At 74.4% G+C, this 20,103-nt stretch carries 18 protein-coding genes; 6 read left to right on the forward strand and 12 right to left on the reverse strand.

Features of this window, described 5'->3' with window-relative positions; all coding sequences use genetic code 11:
- Positions 1 to 47 precede the first annotated feature (47 nt).
- Both tsaD and ACR9E3_RS19935 read right to left on the reverse strand, forming a co-directional pair.
- Positions 48 to 1,106 carry a tRNA (adenosine(37)-N6)-threonylcarbamoyltransferase complex transferase subunit TsaD gene (tsaD, locus tag ACR9E3_RS19930; protein ID WP_460382260.1) on the reverse strand — a complete coding sequence of 353 codons (1,059 nt, stop codon included), beginning with the start codon at positions 1,104 to 1,106 and terminating at the stop codon, positions 48 to 50.
- Positions 1,107 to 1,111: 5 nt separating this feature from the next.
- A complete protein-coding gene (locus ACR9E3_RS19935; protein ID WP_460382261.1) occupies positions 1,112 to 2,266 on the reverse strand; it encodes an FAD-dependent monooxygenase in 1,155 nt (384 codons plus the stop codon).
- Between the two features lie 71 nt (positions 2,267 to 2,337).
- Between ACR9E3_RS19935 and ACR9E3_RS19940 the strand changes: the two genes are divergently transcribed.
- Positions 2,338 to 2,904: a TetR/AcrR family transcriptional regulator gene (locus tag ACR9E3_RS19940; protein WP_460382262.1), complete on the forward strand. Its 567-nt coding sequence runs from the start codon at positions 2,338 to 2,340 to the stop codon at positions 2,902 to 2,904.
- A 66-nt stretch (positions 2,905 to 2,970) separates the two neighbouring features.
- Here ACR9E3_RS19940 and ACR9E3_RS19945 read toward each other — a convergent pair whose 3' ends face one another.
- Positions 2,971 to 3,408, reverse strand: a complete 438-nt coding sequence (locus ACR9E3_RS19945; protein ID WP_460382263.1) for a hypothetical protein — start codon at positions 3,406 to 3,408, stop codon at positions 2,971 to 2,973.
- Positions 3,405 to 4,139 carry an SDR family oxidoreductase gene (locus tag ACR9E3_RS19950; RefSeq protein WP_460382264.1) on the reverse strand — a complete coding sequence of 245 codons (735 nt, stop codon included), beginning with the start codon at positions 4,137 to 4,139 and terminating at the stop codon, positions 3,405 to 3,407. The genes ACR9E3_RS19945 and ACR9E3_RS19950 overlap by 4 nt, the downstream gene beginning before the upstream one ends.
- Before the next feature lie 145 nt (positions 4,140 to 4,284).
- Between ACR9E3_RS19950 and ACR9E3_RS19955 the strand changes: the two genes are divergently transcribed.
- The gene (locus tag ACR9E3_RS19955) at positions 4,285 to 4,743 is read left to right on the forward strand and encodes a MerR family transcriptional regulator (protein WP_460382265.1); all 459 of its coding nucleotides are present in this window, start codon (positions 4,285 to 4,287) and stop codon (positions 4,741 to 4,743) included.
- Between the two features lie 222 nt (positions 4,744 to 4,965).
- Positions 4,966 to 5,589, forward strand: coding sequence for a C40 family peptidase (locus ACR9E3_RS19960; protein ID WP_460382266.1), 624 nt, complete (start codon positions 4,966 to 4,968; stop codon positions 5,587 to 5,589).
- A 61-nt stretch (positions 5,590 to 5,650) separates the two neighbouring features.
- On the opposite strand, the gene ACR9E3_RS19965 is transcribed toward ACR9E3_RS19960, so the two are convergent.
- The 7 genes from ACR9E3_RS19965 to ACR9E3_RS19995 form a co-directional block, all read right to left on the reverse strand.
- Complete coding sequence (locus ACR9E3_RS19965) at positions 5,651 to 7,168, reverse strand: solute symporter family protein (RefSeq protein ID WP_460382267.1); 1,518 nt, start codon at positions 7,166 to 7,168, stop codon at positions 5,651 to 5,653.
- Positions 7,165 to 7,491: a DUF485 domain-containing protein gene (locus ACR9E3_RS19970; RefSeq protein ID WP_460382268.1), complete on the reverse strand. Its 327-nt coding sequence runs from the start codon at positions 7,489 to 7,491 to the stop codon at positions 7,165 to 7,167. The genes ACR9E3_RS19965 and ACR9E3_RS19970 overlap by 4 nt, the downstream gene beginning before the upstream one ends.
- An 84-nt stretch (positions 7,492 to 7,575) precedes the next feature.
- A complete protein-coding gene (locus tag ACR9E3_RS19975) occupies positions 7,576 to 8,811 on the reverse strand; it encodes an acyl-CoA dehydrogenase family protein (protein ID WP_460382269.1) in 1,236 nt (411 codons plus the stop codon).
- Positions 8,808 to 10,325: a class I adenylate-forming enzyme family protein gene (locus tag ACR9E3_RS19980; RefSeq protein WP_460382270.1), complete on the reverse strand. Its 1,518-nt coding sequence runs from the start codon at positions 10,323 to 10,325 to the stop codon at positions 8,808 to 8,810. Before ACR9E3_RS19980 ends, ACR9E3_RS19975 begins: the two co-directional genes overlap by 4 nt.
- A complete protein-coding gene (locus ACR9E3_RS19985) occupies positions 10,325 to 11,245 on the reverse strand; it encodes an amidohydrolase family protein (RefSeq protein ID WP_460382271.1) in 921 nt (306 codons plus the stop codon). Before ACR9E3_RS19985 ends, ACR9E3_RS19980 begins: the two co-directional genes overlap by 1 nt.
- Entirely contained in the window at positions 11,242 to 12,039 is a 798-nt protein-coding gene (locus ACR9E3_RS19990; protein WP_460382272.1) for an enoyl-CoA hydratase/isomerase family protein, read from the reverse strand. Before ACR9E3_RS19990 ends, ACR9E3_RS19985 begins: the two co-directional genes overlap by 4 nt.
- Positions 12,036 to 13,277, reverse strand: coding sequence for a CaiB/BaiF CoA transferase family protein (locus ACR9E3_RS19995; RefSeq protein ID WP_460382273.1), 1,242 nt, complete (start codon positions 13,275 to 13,277; stop codon positions 12,036 to 12,038). The genes ACR9E3_RS19990 and ACR9E3_RS19995 overlap by 4 nt, the downstream gene beginning before the upstream one ends.
- A 118-nt stretch (positions 13,278 to 13,395) precedes the next feature.
- Between ACR9E3_RS19995 and ACR9E3_RS20000 the strand changes: the two genes are divergently transcribed.
- From ACR9E3_RS20000 to ACR9E3_RS20010, 3 genes are read left to right on the forward strand one after another with little or no spacing between them, the layout of a single operon-like run.
- On the forward strand, positions 13,396 to 14,064 hold the full coding sequence (locus ACR9E3_RS20000; protein WP_460382274.1) for a TetR/AcrR family transcriptional regulator: 669 nt from the start codon (positions 13,396 to 13,398) through the stop codon (positions 14,062 to 14,064).
- Positions 14,061 to 15,368: a phosphotransferase family protein gene (locus tag ACR9E3_RS20005; protein WP_460382275.1), complete on the forward strand. Its 1,308-nt coding sequence runs from the start codon at positions 14,061 to 14,063 to the stop codon at positions 15,366 to 15,368. Before ACR9E3_RS20000 ends, ACR9E3_RS20005 begins: the two co-directional genes overlap by 4 nt.
- A 9-nt stretch (positions 15,369 to 15,377) precedes the next feature.
- Entirely contained in the window at positions 15,378 to 16,343 is a 966-nt protein-coding gene (locus tag ACR9E3_RS20010) for an NADPH:quinone oxidoreductase family protein (protein WP_460382276.1), read from the forward strand.
- Positions 16,344 to 16,397: 54 nt separating this feature from the next.
- Here ACR9E3_RS20010 and cobN read toward each other — a convergent pair whose 3' ends face one another.
- Positions 16,398 to 20,063 (reverse strand): cobaltochelatase subunit CobN, encoded by a 3,666-nt coding sequence (gene cobN / locus ACR9E3_RS20015; RefSeq protein ID WP_460382277.1) that lies wholly within the window; start codon positions 20,061 to 20,063, stop codon positions 16,398 to 16,400.
- Positions 20,064 to 20,103 lie beyond the last annotated feature (40 nt).

The following is a 20,103-nucleotide window of genomic DNA, read 5'->3' on the forward strand; positions in this document are numbered from 1 at the left end:
CCGAGCGTCCGTTCGGGCGACAACGTGAGGGTTCCGACACCCCGGTGTCACGCCACGGGTAACGCCCGTGTCCCGTGGAGCAGGGCGCCGGTCAGCCGGGCGCGGGGGTCGGCCGCGACGTCGAGGGGGTCGGGCTCGACGTCCGCCCGCACGAGCAGGTCGCCGAGCGCCGCGATCATCGCCCCGTTGTCGGTGCACAGGCGGATCGGCGGGACCCGCAGCGTCAGGCCGGCGGCCGTGCACCGCTCCTCCACCAGACCCCGCACCCGCGAGTTCGCCGCGACCCCGCCGACCATCAGCAGCGTGTCCGCGCTCTGGTCGGCGCACGCGGCGACGGCCTTGCGCGCGAGCGTGTCCGCGACGGCCTCCTGGAAGGAGGCGGCGATGTCGGGCACAGGCAGGGGGCCGTCGTGACCCTCGACCCAGCGGGCGACCGCCGTCTTCAGCCCGGAGAACGAGAAGGTCCAGGGCGGGTCGGCGGGCCCGGTGAGCGGGCGGGGGAACGCGATGGCGTGCGGGTCGCCCTCGCGCGCGGCCCGGTCGATCGCCGGGCCGCCCGGGTAGGGCAGGCCGATGAGGCGGGCGACCTTGTCGAACGCCTCCCCGGCCGCGTCGTCCACGGTGTCGCCGAGGTGCACGATCTCGTCGCGCGCGAGGTCGCCGACGCTCAGCAGCGACGTGTGGCCCCCCGACACGATCAGCGCGACGCAGCGCGCGGGCAGCGGGCCGTGGTCGAGGACGTCGACCGCCGCGTGCCCGGCGAGGTGGTGCACGGCGTAGAGCGGCACCCCGGCGGCCAGCGCGTAGGCCTTCCCCGCCGCGAGCCCGACCTGCAGGGCCGGGCTCAGCCCGGGGCCGGCGGTGACGGCGACGGCCGTGACGTCGGCGAGGTCGACCTCGGCGCGCTGCAGCGCGGTGCGGACCATCGGCGCCATCGCCTCGAGGTGCGCCCGCGCGGCGACCTCCGGCACGACGCCGCCGAACCGCGCGTGCTCGTCCATGCTCGACGCGAGCGCGTCGCCCAGGAGCACCCCGCCGGAGACGAGGCCGACGCCGGTCTCGTCGCAGGACGTCTCGATGCCGAGGACCAGGGGCGTCGTGCTCACCGGAGTCATTCTGCCGTGCGGCCCGAGGGGACCCGGTCGCCGGGAGCGCCGCCGGGCGTGCCGAGCAGGCGGTCGAGGGCGGCGGCCGAGGCGCGCGCGGGCAGAGCGGCGACGACGGCGTTGCGGACGGCGACGGCGACCGGCGACCGCCACGCGGCGACCTCGCCCGCGCGCCGGGACCGGCGGGCGACGGCCTCGGCGGCCGCGCGGCGCCGGTGGTCGTAGGCAGCCAGCGAGGTCGGGTCGCCGGTGGCCTCCTCGGCGAGCGCGACCGCGTCGAGGAAGGCCTGGGCCGCGCCCTGGCCGAGGTTCGGGGTCATGGCGTGGGCGGCGTCACCGAGCAGCGCGACCCGACCATGGTGCCACGACGACGGCGGGCGCAGGTCCGCGAGCGGGTGCACGAGCACCGGGCCCTCGACCGCCTCGAGCACAGCCGGGACGGGGTCGTGCCAGCCACGCAGCCGTTCCCGCAGCCACGCGAGCGGATCGGCGGCGGCCGGGACCTCGACGGTCGGCACCACGGCGTAGAGATAGGTCCGGCCACCGGGCAGCGGCCCCAGCCCGACGAGGTCGCCGTTCCCCCAGCTCTCGCCCCCGGCGTCGAGCCGGTGCGCCGCGACCAGGCGGAAGGCCGTCAGCCCGGTGTCGCGGACCGTCGCGGCGGGCCAGAACCCCGCCCGCACGGTGCTGTGCAGTCCGTCGGCCGCGACCACCAGGTCGGCCTCGTGGCGTCCGCCCGCCTCGTCGTGGACGACCGCGGGGCGGTCGGCGTCACCGGGGTCGACCCGCGCCACGGTCACGCCCTCGTGCACCGCCGGCGCCGCGGCGCGCAGGAGACCGTGCAGGTCGGGACGCGCGAGCACGACGACCTCGTCGTGCTGACGTCGCCGCAGGTCCGCGGCGTCCAACCGGGCGAGCCAGCGGCCGGTCCGCGTGCGGATGCCGCCCCCGATCTCCACGGTGCCGAGCGCGCGGACCCGGGCGCCGAGGCCGAGCGTGTCGAGGGCGCGCAGGGCGTTCGGCCAGACCGCGATCCCCGCGCCGACCTCGTCGGCGTGCGCACGGCGCTCGAGGACCGTGACCTCCCAGCCGCGCCGCCGCAGCGCGACCGCGCTCGCCAGTCCGCCCAGTCCCGCGCCCACGACGACCGCCCGCGCCATCACCCACGCCCCTCTACATCTGTAGTGGCGCTACTCTACGGCTGTAGAGGGATCGGGCGGAAGGGGTGCCGGTGGACCGTCGGGACGTGCTGGCCGACGCGGCGATCACCGTGCTCGCGCGGGCGGGCGGCCGGGGGCTGACCCACCGCGCGGTCGACGCGGCCGCGGGTCTCGCGCAGGGCACGAGCTCGTACTACTTCCGCACCCGCTCGGCGCTGCTGCAGGCCTGTGTCGACCGCCTGGCCGCGCGGACGCTGGCGGACATGCCCACCGACGGGGCCGCGCCGGCGACGCCGGACGCGCTGGTCACGGTCTGCGTGGCGGTCGTCGGGCGCTGGCTCGCACACGACCACGAGCGCCTGCTCGCGCGGTGGGAGCTCGCGCTGGAGTCGACCCGCCGCCCGGAGCTCGAGACCGCGCTGCGCACCTCCGGGGCGCGGATCCGGGAGCGGGTCGCGGCCACGCTGCACGGTCTCGGCGTCGCCGACCCGCGCCGGCGGGCCGACGACCTCGTCGCCTGCCTCGACGGTCTCGCGTTCGACCAGCTCGCGGGGGCCGGCCGTCCGTCCCGGGACCCCGACGGTCTGCGGGCGTCGATCACGGACGTCGTCCGCGGCTTCACCCCGACCGGCCGCTGAGGGGCTCTCCAGAACGATCTCCCGGGAGTGTCACCAGCGTGGCGCGCTGGTGACATTGTCGGGAGATCATCGTGGAGAGCTCACGGCGTCCCTGGCCGGCGTGGACCGACGGTCGCGGGCCACCAGAACGAGCACGGCTACTGCCAGGACGATCTCGAGCACGAAGGCGGCCTGCTGAGCGATCGCGTCGCCGAGCGGGAAGTGCTCGAGGTGCAGGGTGTGGAACAGCGTGTGGGGCACCACGAACGTCAGGAACGCCGCGACGGCCGTGAGGACGACCCTTCGGTCCGCCCACCACGCCGCCAGGGCCAGGGCCACGCCGAGCGCGAGCGTCCCGGCGCCGTGGTCGCGCACGAGGTGCTCGTTGTACGGCGGGAGCAGGGCGACCCAGGGCGTCCCGCCGTAAGGGAAGTCGGCGTAGAACGACGGCGGCAGCACCAACGACCAGACGCCGATGACGAACTGGAAGGCGGCGAGGACGGCGAGCAGCACGCGCACGGTCACGAGTGCACCCCGGCCCGGGCCGCGAGGAACCGCTCGAAGGTGACGACGCCGTCGGCGTGCCCGGGGGCGAGGTGCGCGCCCGAGCGGAAGCCCCGGGCGATCGCGCCGGGCACGCGCAGCGGCACCACCGGGCGGCGCCGTCCCGTCGTCCGTGCCCAGGTCCGGGCGAGGTCGCCCATCGACCGGACCTCAGGGCCTCCCATCGGCGTCGTCCACCCGTGCGGGGGACCGGCGGCGAGCGCGGCGAGGCGGGCGGCGACGTCGTCGACGGCGATAGGCTGGAAGGCCGTCCCGGCGAGCACGGGCAGGACCCCGGCGCGCGCGGTCGTCGCGAACAGCATGGCGAGCAGGTCGTGGAACTGCGTCGCCCGCAGGATCGTCCACGGCAGCCCCGACCCGCTGACGAGACGCTCCGCGTTGACCTTCTCGCGGTAGTACGGCAGCGGGATGCGGTCGATCCCGACGATCGAGATGTGGACGAGGTGCGGGGTGCCCGCGCGCCGGGCGGCCTCGACGAGCCGGCCCGTCGCCGCGGCGTCGCCGCGCGGGGCGGTCGCGCAGTGCACGATCACCGACGCGCCAGCGACGGCGTCGTCCAGCCCCGCTCCCGTGCGCAGGTCGCCGACGACCCGCCTCGGACCGGAGCGGCGACTCAGGACCCGCGGACCGTCGAGCAGCGGGACGAGCGCGCGCCCCAACGTCCCGGTCCCCCCGGTCACCAGCACGGTCATGGTGTCCTCCCTCGCGTCCGCGCCCCGTCCGGAGGTCGACGGCGGAGCCGCCCCGGCCGTGACACACCGGTGGCGGCCGTCACGCCCGCCATCCTGCCCGGACTCGCTTGCCTTCGAGCGCGCTCGAAGCCCTACCGTCGTTCCCGTGAGCGTCACGACCGACCGGCTGCGGGACCTGATCGAGACGACGGTGGGCGAGCTGCCGCCGCTCACCACCGAGCTCGTCCGGGATCTCGACCTCCCGGAGCACATGCCGATCGCCGAGGTGGCGGCGCTGACCGGCGTCACCGCCCACACGTTGCGGTACTACGAGCGCATCGGACTGGTCGAGGTCGCCCGCGACGCCGCCGGCCGGCGGGCCTACGACCGCGACGCCGTGGGACGGGTCGTGTTCGTGTCCCGGCTGCGCGACTCGGACATGCCCATCGCGGCGATCCAGCGCTACGTCGCGCTGGTGAAGCAGGGCCCGAGCACCGAGCCCGAGCGCCTGGCGCTGCTCGAGGCCCACCGCGACGACATCCTCCACCGCCTGCGTGATCTCCAGGGTGCCCTCGCCGTCGTCGACTACAAGATCACGACGTACGGCGGCGCCTGCGGCTCGTAGGCCCGCCGGACCGGGAACGACGTTTCCGGACGACAAGGGCAGGAATCGGACAAACGGTTCCTGTCTCGGTCCCAAGAATTGTTCAAATCCCACCGCGACGTGCGGAAAGAATGCATGCCGCGGTGGCGCGCCGAGAATCGTGGGCTAATCTCCGTGGCATCACGGCCCGGTCACGCTCCCCCGCTCCCCCGACCGGGCCGTCGACGGAGGTGACCCCGAGCCATGACCGCTGCCGTCTCCACCCCCGGTGTCGTCCGGTCCCCGCAGCAGATGACCGCCGTGCTCGGTGTCGCCGTCGGCGCCGTCGGGGCGGCCGTCGTCGGGACCCATGCCGGTGAGCTCGCCCTCCCCGACGTCGGCGCCACGACCGCCGAGCTGAACCTCGCCGCGAGCTCGACCACCCATTCCGGTGCCGCGGCCGTGGCCCCGGTCGCCGCCGACGCGACCACCGCGTCGGCGACCGTCCCGGAACTGACCAAGGCCGCCCAGCGCCAGCAGGCGGCGCAGGCGCACGACCAGAAGATCGAGGGCGCGATCGACCGGTTCGAGTCGCGGATCGGCACGACCCGCTACGAGGGCTACTGCGAGCGGGCCGTCGAGAACGCCTTCGGCACCCAGGGCCACTACGGCAGCGCGATCCAGGACTGGCACTCCCAGGACCAGCACAGCGACTGGCAGCACGCCCCGCGCGGCGCGATGGTCTTCTACAACACCTCGTCGAACGGCCACGTCGCCCTGAGCCTCGGCGACGGCCGCGTGGTGTCCTCGAGCGCCCACGGCCGCGTCGGCATCGTGCCGATCGACCACTTCCAGCACCCGCTGGGCTGGGCCTACGCCCCCTACTGAGCCGTCCAGCATATGTGAGCGAACTTTGGGGCCATAGCCCCAAAGTTCGCTCACGTACCGGTCAGGCGTCCACCGCGTCCCGGCCGGTCATGGCCCGGACGTGCATCTCCTCGTAGGGGACCTCACGGGCGGGCGCGGGCCGGCTGGTGACGGTCCCGAGCCAGCACCCGAGGAAGCCGATCGGCACCGACACCAGGGTCGGGTACGACAGCGGGAAGGGCGCCGCGTCGCCCATGACGCCCGGCCCGACCAGCACGAGCACCACCGAGCTCACCAGGCCCGCGACGATGCCCGTGATCGCGCCCCGGGTCGTCAGGCGCGGCCAGAACAGCAGCAGCACGAGCACCGGCACGTTCGCGCTCGCCGCCACCACGACGGCCATCAGCGCCAGCAGGGCGATGTTGGTGTCCTGCGCGCCGAGGGCGAGCACGATGGACACGGCGGCGATCGCCACCGCCGCGATCCGCCCGGCCCTCATCTGCTCGGCGTCGCTCGCCTGGCCACGGCGGAAGAGCGAGCTGTAGAGGTCGTGCGCGACCGCTCCGGAGCCCGCGATGACCAGCCCGGCCACGACGGCGAGGATGGTCGCGAACGCGACCGCCGAGATGATCGCGAAGAGCACCGGGCCGCCCAGGAGCTCGGCGAGCTGGGGCGCGGCGAGGTTGCCCGCCGAGTTCGCCGCCTTGATCTGCACCTGGCCCACCAGCGCCGCCGCGCCGTAGCCGATGAACGGCATGGCGAGGAACGCGAGCCCGAGGATCCACAGCGCCACGCTCATCGAGCGCCGCGCCACCCGCGCGTCGGGCACGGTGAAGAAGCGGATGAGGATGTGCGGCAGCGCCGCGGTCCCCAGCACCTGGGCCACCGCGACCGACACCAGCTCGAGACCCGGCATCACACCGCTCGCGCGGGCGAAGAGGTCCGTCGCCGACGACTCGGCGACCGTGCGGAACATGTCGGCCAGGTCGAAGTCGAAGCGCGCGAGCGTGAGGACCACGAGCACGGCCATCGCGACGAGGAGCATCGCGGCCTTGACGATCTGGATCCACGTCGTCGCCAGCATCCCGCCGACCGTGATGTAGACGGCCATGAGCACGCCGACGACGATCACGGCGACCCAGTAGGGGATGCCGACCAGCAGGCCGATGAGCACGCCCGCGCCCACCAGCTGCGCGATCATGTAGAAGATCGTGACGACGAGCGTGTTCACCGCCATCACCGCGCGCACCCCGCGCGAGCGGAACCGGCTGGAGAGCACGTCGGCGACGGTGAACCGCCCGAGGTTGCGCAGCGGCTCGGCCACCAGCAGCAGCACCAGCAGGAACGCCACCAGGCCGCCCGCGACCAGGTAGAAGCCGTAGACGCCCTGCAGCGCCAGCAGGCCGGCGACGCCGAGGAACGTCGACGCCGAGAGCAGGTCGCCGACGATCGCCAGGCCGTTCTGCCAGCCCGTGATCTGGCCGCCGGCGACGTAGTGGGACGCGGCGCTGCGGTTGCGGCGCCCGGCCCACCACGTGATCCCGAGGGTCAGGGCGATGACGGCGACGAAGATCGTGATGGTGATCGGGTCGGCGCTCATCGGACGCTCCCGGCGTCGACGGACGCCTCGGCGAACGCCTCGTCGGCGAGCTCGTCCCAGCGCCGGGCCCGGCGGACGTAGAGCCCGGTGAGCAGCCAGACCAGCGGGAAGACGAGGGCCGTGAGCACGAACGTCCAGCTCACGACGCCGAGGGCCGGGCCGCTGAGGGCGTCGGTGAAGCCGGACACGACGATGATCGCGAGGTAGGCGCCGAAGCCCACGACCGTCGCCGGGACGACGAAGCGGCGGCGGCTGCGGACCAGTTCGGTGAAGGCCGGCGTCGCGATGACGGCCGTGGCTCGGGGATCGGGACGGTCGTCCATGGGCTCTCCAGGTGTCCGGGTGATCGAGGCGTCACGGACCGCCCGACCGTCGCGGGACGGCCGGGTGGTGGCGAGCGGGTGGGGTCAGAGGAAACCGAACAGGCGGCCCGCGACCCGGCGGATCTGGACCTCCTCGGCCCCTTCGGTGATCCGGTAGCGACGGTGGTGCCGGTAGATGTGCTCGAACGGCTCGTGGCGCGAGTAACCCATCCCGGCGAAGACCTGCATGGCACGGTCGGCGGCGTCGCAGACCAGGCGGTTGGCGCGGTAGTTGGCCATCGAGACCTGGTGGCCGATCGACACCTCGGGCCGGCCCTCGCGGCGGCAGGCGTCGAGCTCTCCCGCCGTCTCGCGGATCAGGGCCCGCAGCATGGCGGCCTCGGTGTGCAGCTCGACGAGCGGCCACTGGATCGCCTGGCGGGTCGACAGCGGTCGACCGAAGGTGTGGCGCTCGGTCGCGTACGCGACGGCCCGGTCGATGCAGTACTGGGCCGCGCCGAGGCTCGAGGCCGCCTGGCGGATGCGGTTCTGGTGCACGAAGGTCTGGGCGACGGCGAGCGCCTGCCCTTCCTCGCCGAACACCGCCGACGCCGGCACCCGCACGTCGCGCAGCACGACCTCGCCGTGGTCGGTCGGCATGTTGAGCGTCCACCAGTAGCGCGGGACCTCGAACCCGGGCGCGTCGGTCGGGACGAGGAAGCTCGTGATGCCCCGCGCGCTGCCCGCCTCGCCGGAGGTCCGCGCGAAGACGAGCTCGTGGCTCGCGCGGTGCACCCCGGTGCTCCAGCGCTTGGCGCCGTCGATCACCCAGTCGTCGCCGTCGCGGCGCGCGGTGGTCTCGAGCCACGTGGCGTCGCTGCCGTGGTCGGGCTCGGTGAGGCCGAACGCGATCCCGCGCTCCCCGGTGATCGAGGCCTCGACCAGCTCGGTGCGCTGCTCGGGCGTGCCGTAGAGGTGGAGGAGGTGGGCGAACACCAGGTTGCCGACGATCGAGTGCTCGTTCTGCAGGTCGTTGTGCAGCCCGAGGCCGCGGTGGGCGAGGTGCTCGCGGACCGCGGCCATGACCGCGTCGCCGGCCTCGGAGCCGCCGAGCTCGGCGGGCAACGAGAGCCGGTAGAAGCCCGCGGCGTCGGCCCGGCGGCGGGCCTCGGCCAGCAGGTCCTCCCACTCCGGGCGGGGCAGGCCGCCGCCCTCGAAGTCGGTGCGGGCCCACTCGCGGCGGTGGTCGAAGAACCGCTCGTTGTCGTCCTGCGCCTGCAGGGGGTCGATCTCGGTCTCGATGAACGCGTCCAGCCGGGCGAGGAGGTCCGCTGTGGTCATCCGCCGAACCTCTCGCGCAGCACGTGCTTCTGGATCTTGCCGACCGCGGTGCGCGGGAACTCGGCCACGAAGTGCACCTGCCGGGGTGTGTTGTAGCCGGCGAGGTGGGTCCGCACGAACGTCGTCAGCTCCTCGGCCAGCGCCGGAGTGCCCTCCGCCGTCGGGACGACGACCGCGACGACCTGCTCCTCGTACACCGGGTCGGCCAGGCCGATGACGGCGGCGTCGACGACGCCGGGGTGGCGGGCGAGGCAGTCCTCGACCTCCTTGGACCACACGTTCTGGCCACCGGAGCGGATCATGTCCTTCTTCCGGTCGACGATCGTCAGGAAGCCGTCGGCGTCGGCGATCGCGATGTCCCCGGTGTGCAGCCACCCGCCGGCGAGCGCGGCCGCCGAGGCCTCCTCGTTGCGCCAGTAGCCGCTCATCCGCGGTCCGCGCACGCAGATCTCGCCGGGCGAGCCCGGGGCGACCTCCCGGCCGTCGTCGTCGAGCAGGGCGACGTCGACGCCGGGCATCGGGCGCCCGATCGAGCCCCAGCGCGCGAAGACGTCCCCGGGCGGGCACCACGTCACGAACGGCCCGCCCTCGGTGAGCCCGTAGGTGTGCGCGAACGCCACCGTGCCCTCGCGGGCGCCGAGCGCGTCCGCGGTGCGGTCCATGATGCCGCTGGGGTCGTAGGCGCCGTAGTAGAGCAGCCGGATCGACGAGGTGTCGGTGGCCGCGAAGCGCTCGTGGGTGATCAGCGCGTGCAGCATCGTCGGGACGCCGAGCACCACCGAGACCCGGTACTGCGGCAGGAGGTCGAGGACGACACCGGGGTCGAACTCGCGCAGCAGGATCACCGTGCCGCCGACCAGCAGGAACGGCTTCATGTGGTCCCAGTTGCCGACGTGGAACGGCGGGAAGTAGTTCATGAAGACGTCGCGGTCGTCGGCGCGCAGCACCGTGGCCATGGCGAAGGCGTCGTCGACGGTGCGCCGGTGGGACAGCATCGCGCCCTTCGGGCGCCCGGTCGTCCCCGAGGTGTAGAGGATCATGTGGATGTCGTCGTCGGCGACCGGCACCGACGCCGGCTCGACGGCGGCGGCCAGGAACGCGTCCCAGTCCGCGCGGTCGCCCTCGGGGCCCGGGATCCGCAGCACGGGCAGCGACGGGTGCGCCGCGCGCGCCTCCTGCGCGACCTCGTCGTAGCCGGCCTCGACGAACCACAGAGCCGGCTCGGCGTCGCCGATCGTGTAGGCGTGCTCGGGACCGCGGTGCCAGAAGTTCAGCGGCACGAGGATCGCGCCGAGCGAGGCCGTCGCGAAGTAGAGCTGGACGTACTCGAGGCTGTTCTTGGCCAGCACCGCGACCCGGTCGCCGTGGCCGATGCCGCGCGCGGCGAGCGCGCCGGCGGTCCGCTCGACGAGGTCCTGGACCCCGCGGTACGTGTACTCCCGGCCCTCGACGACCAGGGCGACCGCGCCGGGACGCGAGCGGGCGTGGTGGCGGACGATGTCTCCGACGAGCACTACGACCTCCCCAGCAGGCGCAGGGCGTTGCCGCCGAGCCACTTGTCGACGACCGCGTCGTCGAGGGGCAGCTCGCGCACCTCGTCGGCGAGCGTCGCGGGCGGGATGCCGAGCAGGGTCCAGGTGGACGCGAAGAGCACGCGGTCGGCGAGCTGGCGGTTGCCGAAGCGCAGCAGGGGCTCCCATCCCGAGCCGGGACGGGCGAACGTGCGGGGCCGATGTGCCGACAGGTCGACGTACACGTTCGCGTGCCGCCAGGTCACCATCACCATGTCCTCGACCCACGGCCAGCCGGCGTGCAGGCAGACGACGGTGAGGTCGGGGAACGCGCGGGCCACGGCGTCGATGTGGCGCGGGTGCCCGACGTCGTAGGCGGCGTCGAGCGACCAGTTGATGCCGGTGTGCAGCAGAACCGGCACGCCGAGGGCCTCGCAGCGCCCGTACACCCGCGCCATCCGCGGGTCCTCGGGCAGCAGCTGCTGCTTGAACGGCGAGAGCACCACGCCGGACAGGCCGCTCGCGACGGCCTCGTCCACCCGACGGGCCGCGTCGAGCTCCCACGGGTCGATGCCGGCGAAGCCGACGACGCGGTCCGGGTGGCGGGCGACGAAGTCCGCGACGACCTCGTTGCCGGCGGTCGGCACGCCGAGCCGGGACCCGAACGCCTCGGTGTAGACCCCGGCGAGCCCGATGCCGCCCTCGTCGAGCATGGCGAGGAAGTCCTGCTCCGAGGGGGCGCGGTCGCGGGCGCTCTCGCGGGCGTCGGCCCAGCGCGCGGTGACCTCGTCGTGGCTGCGGGCGGGGGCGAGCTCGCCGCCGAAGTGCTCCGCGTACCCGCGCAGGCGGCCCTGGGTGACGGCCTCGGACAGGGCGAACGCCTCGGCGTCGGGGACGGCGCCGGCCAGGAAGTCGACGATCATGCGGTGGGCCCTCCGGTGGCGCGCGGGGCGGTGAAGACGGGACGGCGGCCCGCGAGGGTCGCGGCGGCGCCCTCGGCGTAGTCGGGGCCGCGGAAGGTGGCGAACGCCGCGGCCTGCTCCCGGTCGTCGAAGGCCCGGCCGGGCGGGTCGGCGTCGATGCCGTAGCAGCGGTGGATGCCGTGCTTGGTGAGGGCGAGCGCGGTGGCCGCGCAGGCGGCGTACCGCGACGCGGCCTTCGCGGCCTCGCCGGGGAGGTCGTCGGTGACGGTGGTGACCAGCCCGAGCTCGAGGGCCTCGGCGGCGGCCAGCAGGCGTCCGCCGTAGAGCAGCTCCTTGGCCTTGCCGATCCCGACGTAGGCCGTCAGGCGCTGCGCGGGCGCGACGAACCCGACCCGCATCTCGGGCAGGCCGATCCGGGCGTCGGCGGTGACGATCCGGAAGTCGCAGGCGAGCGCGAGCTCCGCGGCGTTGCCCACGCACGGTCCGGCGACGAGGGCGACGGTGACCAGCGGCAGCGCCTCGATCTCGGCGAAGAGCCGGTACTCCGTCGCGATGTAGTGGCGGTAGGCGTCGTCATCGAGCCCGCCGAGGTCGTTCAGGTCGGCGCCGCCGGAGAACACCGAGTCCTTACCGGCCACCAGCAGCACGCGGACGTCGCGGTCCGCCCCGACCTCGCGGACCCGCTCGAGCATGCTCTCGAGCGTCGCGGTGGTGAACACGTTCATCGGGTGGTCGCTCGCGAAGCGCAGCGTCGCGACGTGCCCGTCCTCCGACCGTTCCAGCGTGACGGTCACCGGGTGCCTCCATCGGTGTCGCGGGTGGGTGGTCCGTGGACGACGCCGGCGCGGTGCAGCGCGGCGACCTCGTCGCGGTCGAGGCCGAGCACGTCGGCGAGGACGCCGTCGGTGTCCGCCGCGACCGGCCCCGGCGCCCGGCCGGGCCGGACCTCGGCGCCGGAGAAGCGGAACGGCGCGGTGGGCATGAGCGCCTCGCCGTGGCCGGGGAAGTCGACCGGCTGCAGGGTGCCGCGGGCGACGAGGTGGGGGTCGTCGAGGTTCTCGCGGACCCCGCGCACGCGGGCGGCGGACAGGCCGTGGGCGACGAGGTGGGCGACGAGGTCGTCGGCGGTGGGCCAGGTGGCCGCCCACGCCTCGATCCGGTCGTAGAGCGGGCCGGGGTCGGACAGGCGGGTCGCGAGGTCCCCGTAGGCGCCACGCAGGTCGGGAGCGTCCATGGCCGTGACGAGCCGCTCGAAGAAGACGTCGCCGGCCATCCCGTACGCGAGGTGGGTGCCGTCGGCACAGGTGGCGACGCCGCTCGGGACGCTCGTCGTGTGGCGGTCGCCGTACTTGCCGCCCACCGCCGCTCCCCCGGCGACGGCGCCGGCGGCGGGCTGCTGGTCGATCATCGCGAACAGCGAGTCGAACGCCGAGACGTCGACGTGCGTGCCCTCACCGGTCGCGTGCCGCCGGTACAGCGCGGCACCGATGGCCGCCAGCGCGTGGACCGCGGAGTTGACGTCGGCGAGCGCGGTGCCGAAGTGCATCGGCGGTCCGTCGTCCTGCCCGGTGAGCGACATCAGCCCCGAGTAGGCCTCGGCGACCAGCCCGAAGCCCGACAGGTGCGCGTAGGGGCCCTCGCCCCCGAACGTCGCGAGCGAGCACAGGATCGTGCGGGCGTCGCGGGCGTGCAGGACGTCCCAGCCCAGGCCCAGCTTGCCGAGCACGCCGGGCGCGAAGTTCTCGACGACGACGTCGGCCCAGTCGGCCAGGCGCAGCGCGAGCTCGAGCCCGTGCGGGTCCTTGAGGTCCAGCCCCACCGAGCGCTTGCCGCAGTTGTACTGCGCGTAGGCGCTGGAGACGCGGTCGTCGGGGTCGCCGATGCGCACCGGCAGGGCACGCATGAGGTCGCCGGTCGGCTGCTCGACGCGCACGACGTCGGCGCCCATGTCGGCGAGCATGCGCGTGCAGAACGGACCGGCGATCACGTGGCTGAGGTCGAAGACCCGCAGCCCCGCGTAGGGACCCGCCATCCGAGCACCTCCCACCCGATCCAGTCACCGTCGAACGATCGTTCAAGCAACCTATGTCGATCCAGCTCACAACGTCAACGTCGTGTTGAACGATTGTTCGACACGCTAGGCTGTCGCCATGCCTCGCACGGAGTCCGCCACGTCGGCGCCGCCCCGGCGCCCTCGTGACGCCAAGCCCGGGCCGCCGCCCACCGTGCTCGTCCGCCCCGGCGACGAGCCCACGGCGGCGACGCTGCTCGCCGCGGCGGTCGAGGTGATGGCCGCGAGCGGCTACCACGGCACGTCGGTGCGCGACATCGCCACGGCCGCGGGCACCAGCCCGGCCGTGCTCTACCACCACTACGCGTCGAAGCAGGGCCTGCTCGTCATGCTCTGCGACCGGGGGCTCGACGTGCTGCTCGAGGCCACCGAGCAGGCGCTCGACACGTCCGGGCCCGACGACGCCGACAAGCTCCGGGCCATCGTCGGCGCGCACGTCCGTGTCCACATGGAGTCGCAGCGCGAGAGCCTCATCGGCAACAGCGAGCTCCGCGCGCTCGAGCCGCCGGGCCGGGCGCTCGTCGTCGCCAAGCGCGACGCGCAGCAACGGCTGTTCGACCGCGTGGTGCGCGACGGCGTGCGCAACGGCGCCTTCGCCACGGCCCAGCCGGACGACGCCTCCCGCTTCATCACCACGGCGTGCACCGGCGTCGCGCACTGGTACCGGCCGGGCGGGGCCACGGCGGCGGACGAGATCGTCGCGCGCCACCAGCAGATCGCCCTCGACGCCGTGGTGCACCGCCCGTGACGGTGCCGCGGACCTCGGACGAGCTGGCTCCCGCACTGGCCGAGGTGCTCGGCAGCAGCGTCACCGAGCTGCGCCGGCTCTCCGCGGGCGCCAGCCGGGAGACGTGGACGTTCGAGGCCGGCGGGCGACGGCTCGTGCTGCGCCGCGACCCCCCGGACGCGCCGCGGCCGGTGGAGATGGCCCGCGAGGCGGAGTGCCTGCGCGCCGCCGCCCGCGCCGGGCTGCCGGTGCCGCCGCTGGTGCGGGCCGGCGACGGCTCGGACGCGGTGGGCACGCCGTCCCTGGTGATGGAGCACGTGGACGGCGAGTCGCTGCCGGGCCGGCTGCTGCGCGACGAGCGCTTCGCCGCCGCTCGGGACGGCCTCGCCCGCTCGCTGGGCCGCGTCCTCGCCCGCATCCACGCGCTCGACCCGGGCGAGGTCCCGTCGCTGCCGACCGTGACCGACCCGCTGGCCGACCTGCGGGCCCGCCACGACGGCTTCGGCGAGCCCCGGCCCGGCCTCGAGGTCGCGTTCCGGTGGCTCGCCGCGCACCGCCCGCCCGCCGTCGCGCCGACCGTCGTGCACGGCGACTTCCGCAACGGCAACCTCCTCGTGGCCCCCGACGGGCTCACCGCGGTGCTCGACTGGGAGCTCGCCCACCTCGGCGACCCGCACGAGGACCTGGGATGGCTCTGCACGCGGGCCTGGCGGTTCGGCGCGGCGGCCGAGGTCGGCGGCTTCGGGAGCCGCGAGGAGCTGCTCGCCGGCTACGCCGAGGTCGCGGGCGCCGCGCCGGACCCCGACGCCGTGCGCTGGTGGGAGGTCTACGGCTGCGTGCACTGGGCGGTGATCTGCCGGGTCCAGGCCGAGCGCCACCTCGGCGGCACCGAGCGGTCGATGGAGCTCGCCGTGCTCGGCCGGCGCGCCGTGGAGGCGGAGTACGACGCCCTGCTGGCGCTGGAGATGGTGTCCGGGCTCCCCGAGGTGCCGACCGTCGCCCGCTGGACCGCCGAGCGGCCCACCGTCGACGAGCTGCTCGAGGCGGTCGGCGGGTTCCTCACCGACGAGCTCGTCGTCGGCGACGACCGCTCGCGCTACCTCGCCCGCGTCGCCCGCAACGCGCTGGGCATCGTGCGACGGGAGCTGGCGTCCGATCCGTCGGCCCACCGCGCGGCGCTGGCCGCCGTCGGGTGCTCCGACGACGCCGCGCTGGGTGCCGCGCTGCGCTCCGGGACCCTCGACCCCGCCGACGAGCCCGTCGCCGCCGCGGTCCGGTCCGCGGTGCTCACCCGTCTCGCCGTGGCCAATCCCCGCTATCCCTAGGAGGCAGCAGTGCGTGCAGTGCGCGTCGTCAGTACCGACGGCCCCGCCGCCCTCGAGATCGGCGACGTCCCGGCTCCCGAGCCGGCCGAGGGCTCGGTCCTCGTCGACGTCGCCGCGGCCGGCGTGACCTTCCCCGACCTCCTGCTCACGCAGGACCGCTACCAGTACAAGCCCGAGCGCCCGTTCGTCCTCGGCGGCGAGCTGGCCGGGACGGTGCGGGCCGCCGACCCCGGCACCGGGTTCGCCGCCGGCGACCGCGTCGCCGCCACCAGCACCGTCGGCGCCTTCGCCGAGCAGGTCGCCGTGTCGGCCGAGGCTGTGTATCCGCTGCCCGACACGATGTCGTTCCGCGCGGGCGCCTGCGTGCCGATGAACTACCTGACGATGTCGTTCGCGCTGGTGATCCGGGGCGGGCTCCAGGAGGGCGAGACCGTCCTCGTGCACGGCGCCGCGGGCGGGATCGGGACGGCGACCATCCAGCTCGCCCGCGCCTGGGGCGCCCGCGTGATCTCGGTGGTGTCGACTCCCGAGAAGGCCGACTTCGTGCGCTCGGTCGGCTCGCACGAAGCGGTGCTCGCCGAGGGCTTCAAGGAGGCGGTGGCCGAGCTGACCGGGGGCCGCGGCGTGGACGTGGTGGTCGACCCGGTCGGCGGCGACCGCTTCACCGACTCGCTGCGCTCGCTGGCGCCGCTGGGCCGCCTGCTCGTCCTCGGGTTCACGGGCGGCGACATCCCGACGGTGAAGGTCAACCGCCTGCTGCTGAACAACATCGACGTCCGCGGCGTCGGCTGGGGCGCCTACGCGATCCCGCGGCCCGGCAGCCAGCGCCGCGAGTGGGACCGGCTGCTGCCGCTGATGGAGTCCGGCGCGATCGACCCGCCCGTCGGCGCGGTCTACCCCCTGGACCGCGCCGCCGACGCCGTCGCCGCCCTCGACGCCCGCGCCGCCCTCGGCCGCCTGGTGATCGAGCCCTGAGGTATGTGAGCGAACTTTGGGGCTATAGCCCCAAAGTTCGCTCACATGGGTACCTCAGCCCTCCGCGTCGCCCTCGGCCTCGAGGAAGGCCTCGCGGATCTGTTCGACCATGGCGGGGTCCGGTGACTCCCACAGCCCGCGGTCGACGGCCTCGAGCAGGCGTTCCGCCATGCCGTGCAGGGCCCACGGGTTCGCCTCGCGCAGGAACGCGCGGTTCTCGGGGTCGAGCACGTAGTTCTCGGTCAGCGAGCCGTACATCCAGTCGCTGACGGTGCCCGCGGTGGCGTCCCAGCCGAAGAGGTAGTCGACGGTCGCCGCCATCTCGAACGCGCCCTTGTAGCCGTGGCGGCGCATGGCGGCCATCCAGCGCGGGTTGACGACGCGGCTGCGGAACACCCGCGCGGTCTCCTCGATCAGCGACCGGGTCTTCACGCTCTCCGGCCGCGTCGAGTCGCCGACGTACGCCGCCGGCGCCGCCCCGGTCAGCGCGCGCACCGTGGCGATCATGCCGCCGTGGTACTGGTAGTAGTCGTCGGAGTCGGCGATGTCGTGCTCGCGGGTGTCGATGTTCTTCGCCGCCACCGCGATCCGCCGGTACGCCGCCTGCATCTCCCCGACGGCCGACTCGCCGTTCCGGCCGCGGCCGTACGCGTGCCCGCCCCAGGTCGTGTAGATCTCGGCGAGGTCGGCGTCGCCGCGCCAGTCACGCGAGTCCATCGCCTGCAGCAGGCCCGCGCCGTAGGCGCCGGGGGGCGAGCCGAAGATCCTCGTGGTGGCCTGCTGCCAGTCCGAGCCGGACGCCTGGTCCGCCCGCGCGTGCGCCGCGACGAAGTTGTCCTCGTCCGGCTCCTCGAGCGAGGCCACCAGCTGCACCGCGTCGTCCATCGTCGCCACGACGTGCGGGAACGCGTCGCGGAAGAAGCCGGAGATCCGCAGCACCACGTCGACGCGCGGGCGCGCGAGCTCCTCGGCGGGCGTGACCTCGAGCCCCGTCACGCGCCGCGACGCCTCGTCCCACACCGGCCGCACGCCCATCAGCGCGAGCGCCTCGGCGATGTCGTCGCCGCTCGTGCGCATCGCCGCGGTGCCCCACAGGCTCAGGCCCACCGAGGTCGGCCACTCGCCGTCGTGGTCGGCGCGGTACCGCTCGAGCAGGGAGTCGGCGAGCATCTGCCCGGTCTCCCAGGCCAGCCGCGACGGCACCGCGCGCGGGTCGATCGAGTAGAAGTTCCGCCCGGTCGGCAGGACGTTGACCAGCCCGCGCAGCGGCGACCCGCTCGGCCCGGCCTTGACGTGTCCGCCGTCGAGGGCGTGCAGGACACCGTCGATCTCGCCGGTGGTGCCGGCCAGGCGCGGGACGACCTCGGTGGCGGCGAAGGTCAGGATGTCGGTGACGGTGCCGTGCTCGGCGCCGAGCACCTCCAGGGTCACGTCTGTGGCGTCGCCGACGTTCCAGGCGCGCTTCTCCATGCCGAGCACGAGCGAGTGCGCCAGCTCCTCGACGCGGTCGACCTCGGTGCGCGGGGCCTCGTTCTCGGCCAGCCCCAGGGCCTCGCGGAGCCCGGGCAGCGATTGCGTCCCCGACCAGAGCTGCCGCGCCCGCAGCACGGCGAGCACCATGTCGACGCGCTCCTGGCCCTCCGGCGCCCGGCCGAGCACGTGCAGGCCGTCGCGGATCTGGGCGTCCTTGATCTCGCAGAGCCAGCCGTCGAGGTGCATGACGAAGTCGTCGAAGCGCTCGTCGTCGGGCTGGTCGGTGACGCCGAGGTCGCTGTCGAGCTTCGCGGCCTGGATGAGCTGCCAGATCTGCCCGCGGATCGCGGTGATCTTGCCGGGGTCCATCGCCTGGATCGAGGCGTACTCGTCGAGCAGCTGCTCGAGCCGGGCGAGGTCGCCGTAGGACTCCGCGCGCGCCATCGGCGGCACGAGGTGGTCGACGAGCGTCGCGTGCGCCCGGCGCTTGGCCTGGGTGCCCTCGCCCGGGTCGTTGACGAGGAAGGGGTAGACCAGCGGCAGGTCCCCGAGGATGGGGTCGGGCGCGCACGAGGCCGAGAGCGCCGCGGTCTTGCCCGGCAGCCACTCGAGGTTGCCGTGCTTGCCGACGTGCACGAGCGCGTGCGCGCCGAACTCGCTCTGCAGCCAGCGGTACGCCGCGAGGTAATGGTGCGAGGGCGGCAGGTCGGGGTCGTGGTAGATCGCGATCGGGTTCTCGCCGAAACCGCGGGGCGGCTGCATCATCACGACGACGTTGTCGCGCTGCAGCGCCGCGACGGTGATCGCGCCGTCGTGCAGGAACATCTCGCCGGGCGGCGGGCCCCAGTGCTCCTCGACGCCGGCGCGGAAGTCCTCGGGGAGGGTCGCGAACCAGCGCGTGTAGTCGTCGACGGACACGCGGACCGGATTGGCCGCGAGCTGGTCCTCCGAGAGCCAGTCCTGGTCGTACCCGCCGGCGTCGATGAGCGCCCGGATGAGCAGGTCGCCGTCCCGCTCGGCGAGGCCCGGCACGTCCCCGATCGCGTAGCCGCGGTCCTGCATGGTCGCGAGCAGTCGCACCACCGAGGCCGGGGTGTCGAGGCCGACGGCGTTGCCGATGCGGGCGTGCTTCGTGGGGTAGGCGCTCAGGACGAGGGCGATCTTCTTCTCGGCGTTCGGCACGTGCCGCAGACGACCGTGCGACACCGCCAGCCCTGCCACCCGCGCGGCTCGCTCGGGGTCGGCGACGTAGACGGGCAGCCCGTCGGCGTCGGTCTCCTTGAAGCTGAACGGCACCGTGATGACGCGGCCGTCGAACTCGGGGACGGCCACCTGGTTCGCGGCGTCGAGCGGGCTGACGCCGTCGTCGTCGCCGAGCCACTCGTCGCGGCTCCGCGTCAGGCACAGCGCCTGCAGGATGGGGACGTCGAGGGCGGCGAGCGCGCCGGTGTCCCAGCTCTCGTCGTCCTCGCCCGCGCTGGCGCTCGCGGGCTTGGAACCGCCCGCCGCGAGCACGGTGGTCACCAGGACGTCGGCGTTGCGGAGCACGGCGACGAGGTCGTCGTCGGGGCTGCGCAGCGACGAGCAGAACACCGGCTCGGGCACGCCGCCCGCGTCCACGACCGCGCGGCACAGGCCCTCGACGAACGCCGTGTTCCCGGCCATGTGGTGCGCGCGGTAGTAGACGATCGCGACGCGGGGGCTCGCGTCGTGGTTCGCAGCGAACGGCCTATCGGCGTGCTCCCCTGAACTCGCTGCTTCTCTGCGCGCGAACTCCCCGTTCGCGGCGTCCTCCGGGCACTCCCAGCCCTCCAGGCGGCCCCAGCTCGGCATCTCGGCGGGCGGGTCGAAGCCGTGGCCGGTGAGCAGGACGGTGTCGGAGAGGAAGCGGTGGAGCTGGGTGAGGTTCTCCGACCCGCCCTGGGCGAGGTAGAGGTGCGCCTGGGTGGCGACGCCGACCGGGACCGTCGACGACTCCATGAGCTGCGCGTCCGGGCTCTGCTCCCCGCCGAGCACGACCACCGGGCGGGGCTGCGACGGCGCGAGCAGCGCGTCCAGCCCGGCCTCCCACGCCTGGCGCCCGCCGAGCAGGCGCACGACGACGAGGTCGACGCCCTCGAGCAGGTCGGCGAGCTCGTCGACGTCGACGCGGGCGGGGTTGGCCCAGCGCCACTCCCCTTCCTGGCCCGGGGCGCTGGCCCGCGCCGAGCGCAGGTCGGTGTCCGAGGTCGAGAGCAGCAGGAGCACCGCGCCTCCAGGCGTGAATGTCTGAACACCTAGATAGATG

The organism is Actinomycetospora sp. C-140 (genome assembly GCF_054796175.1).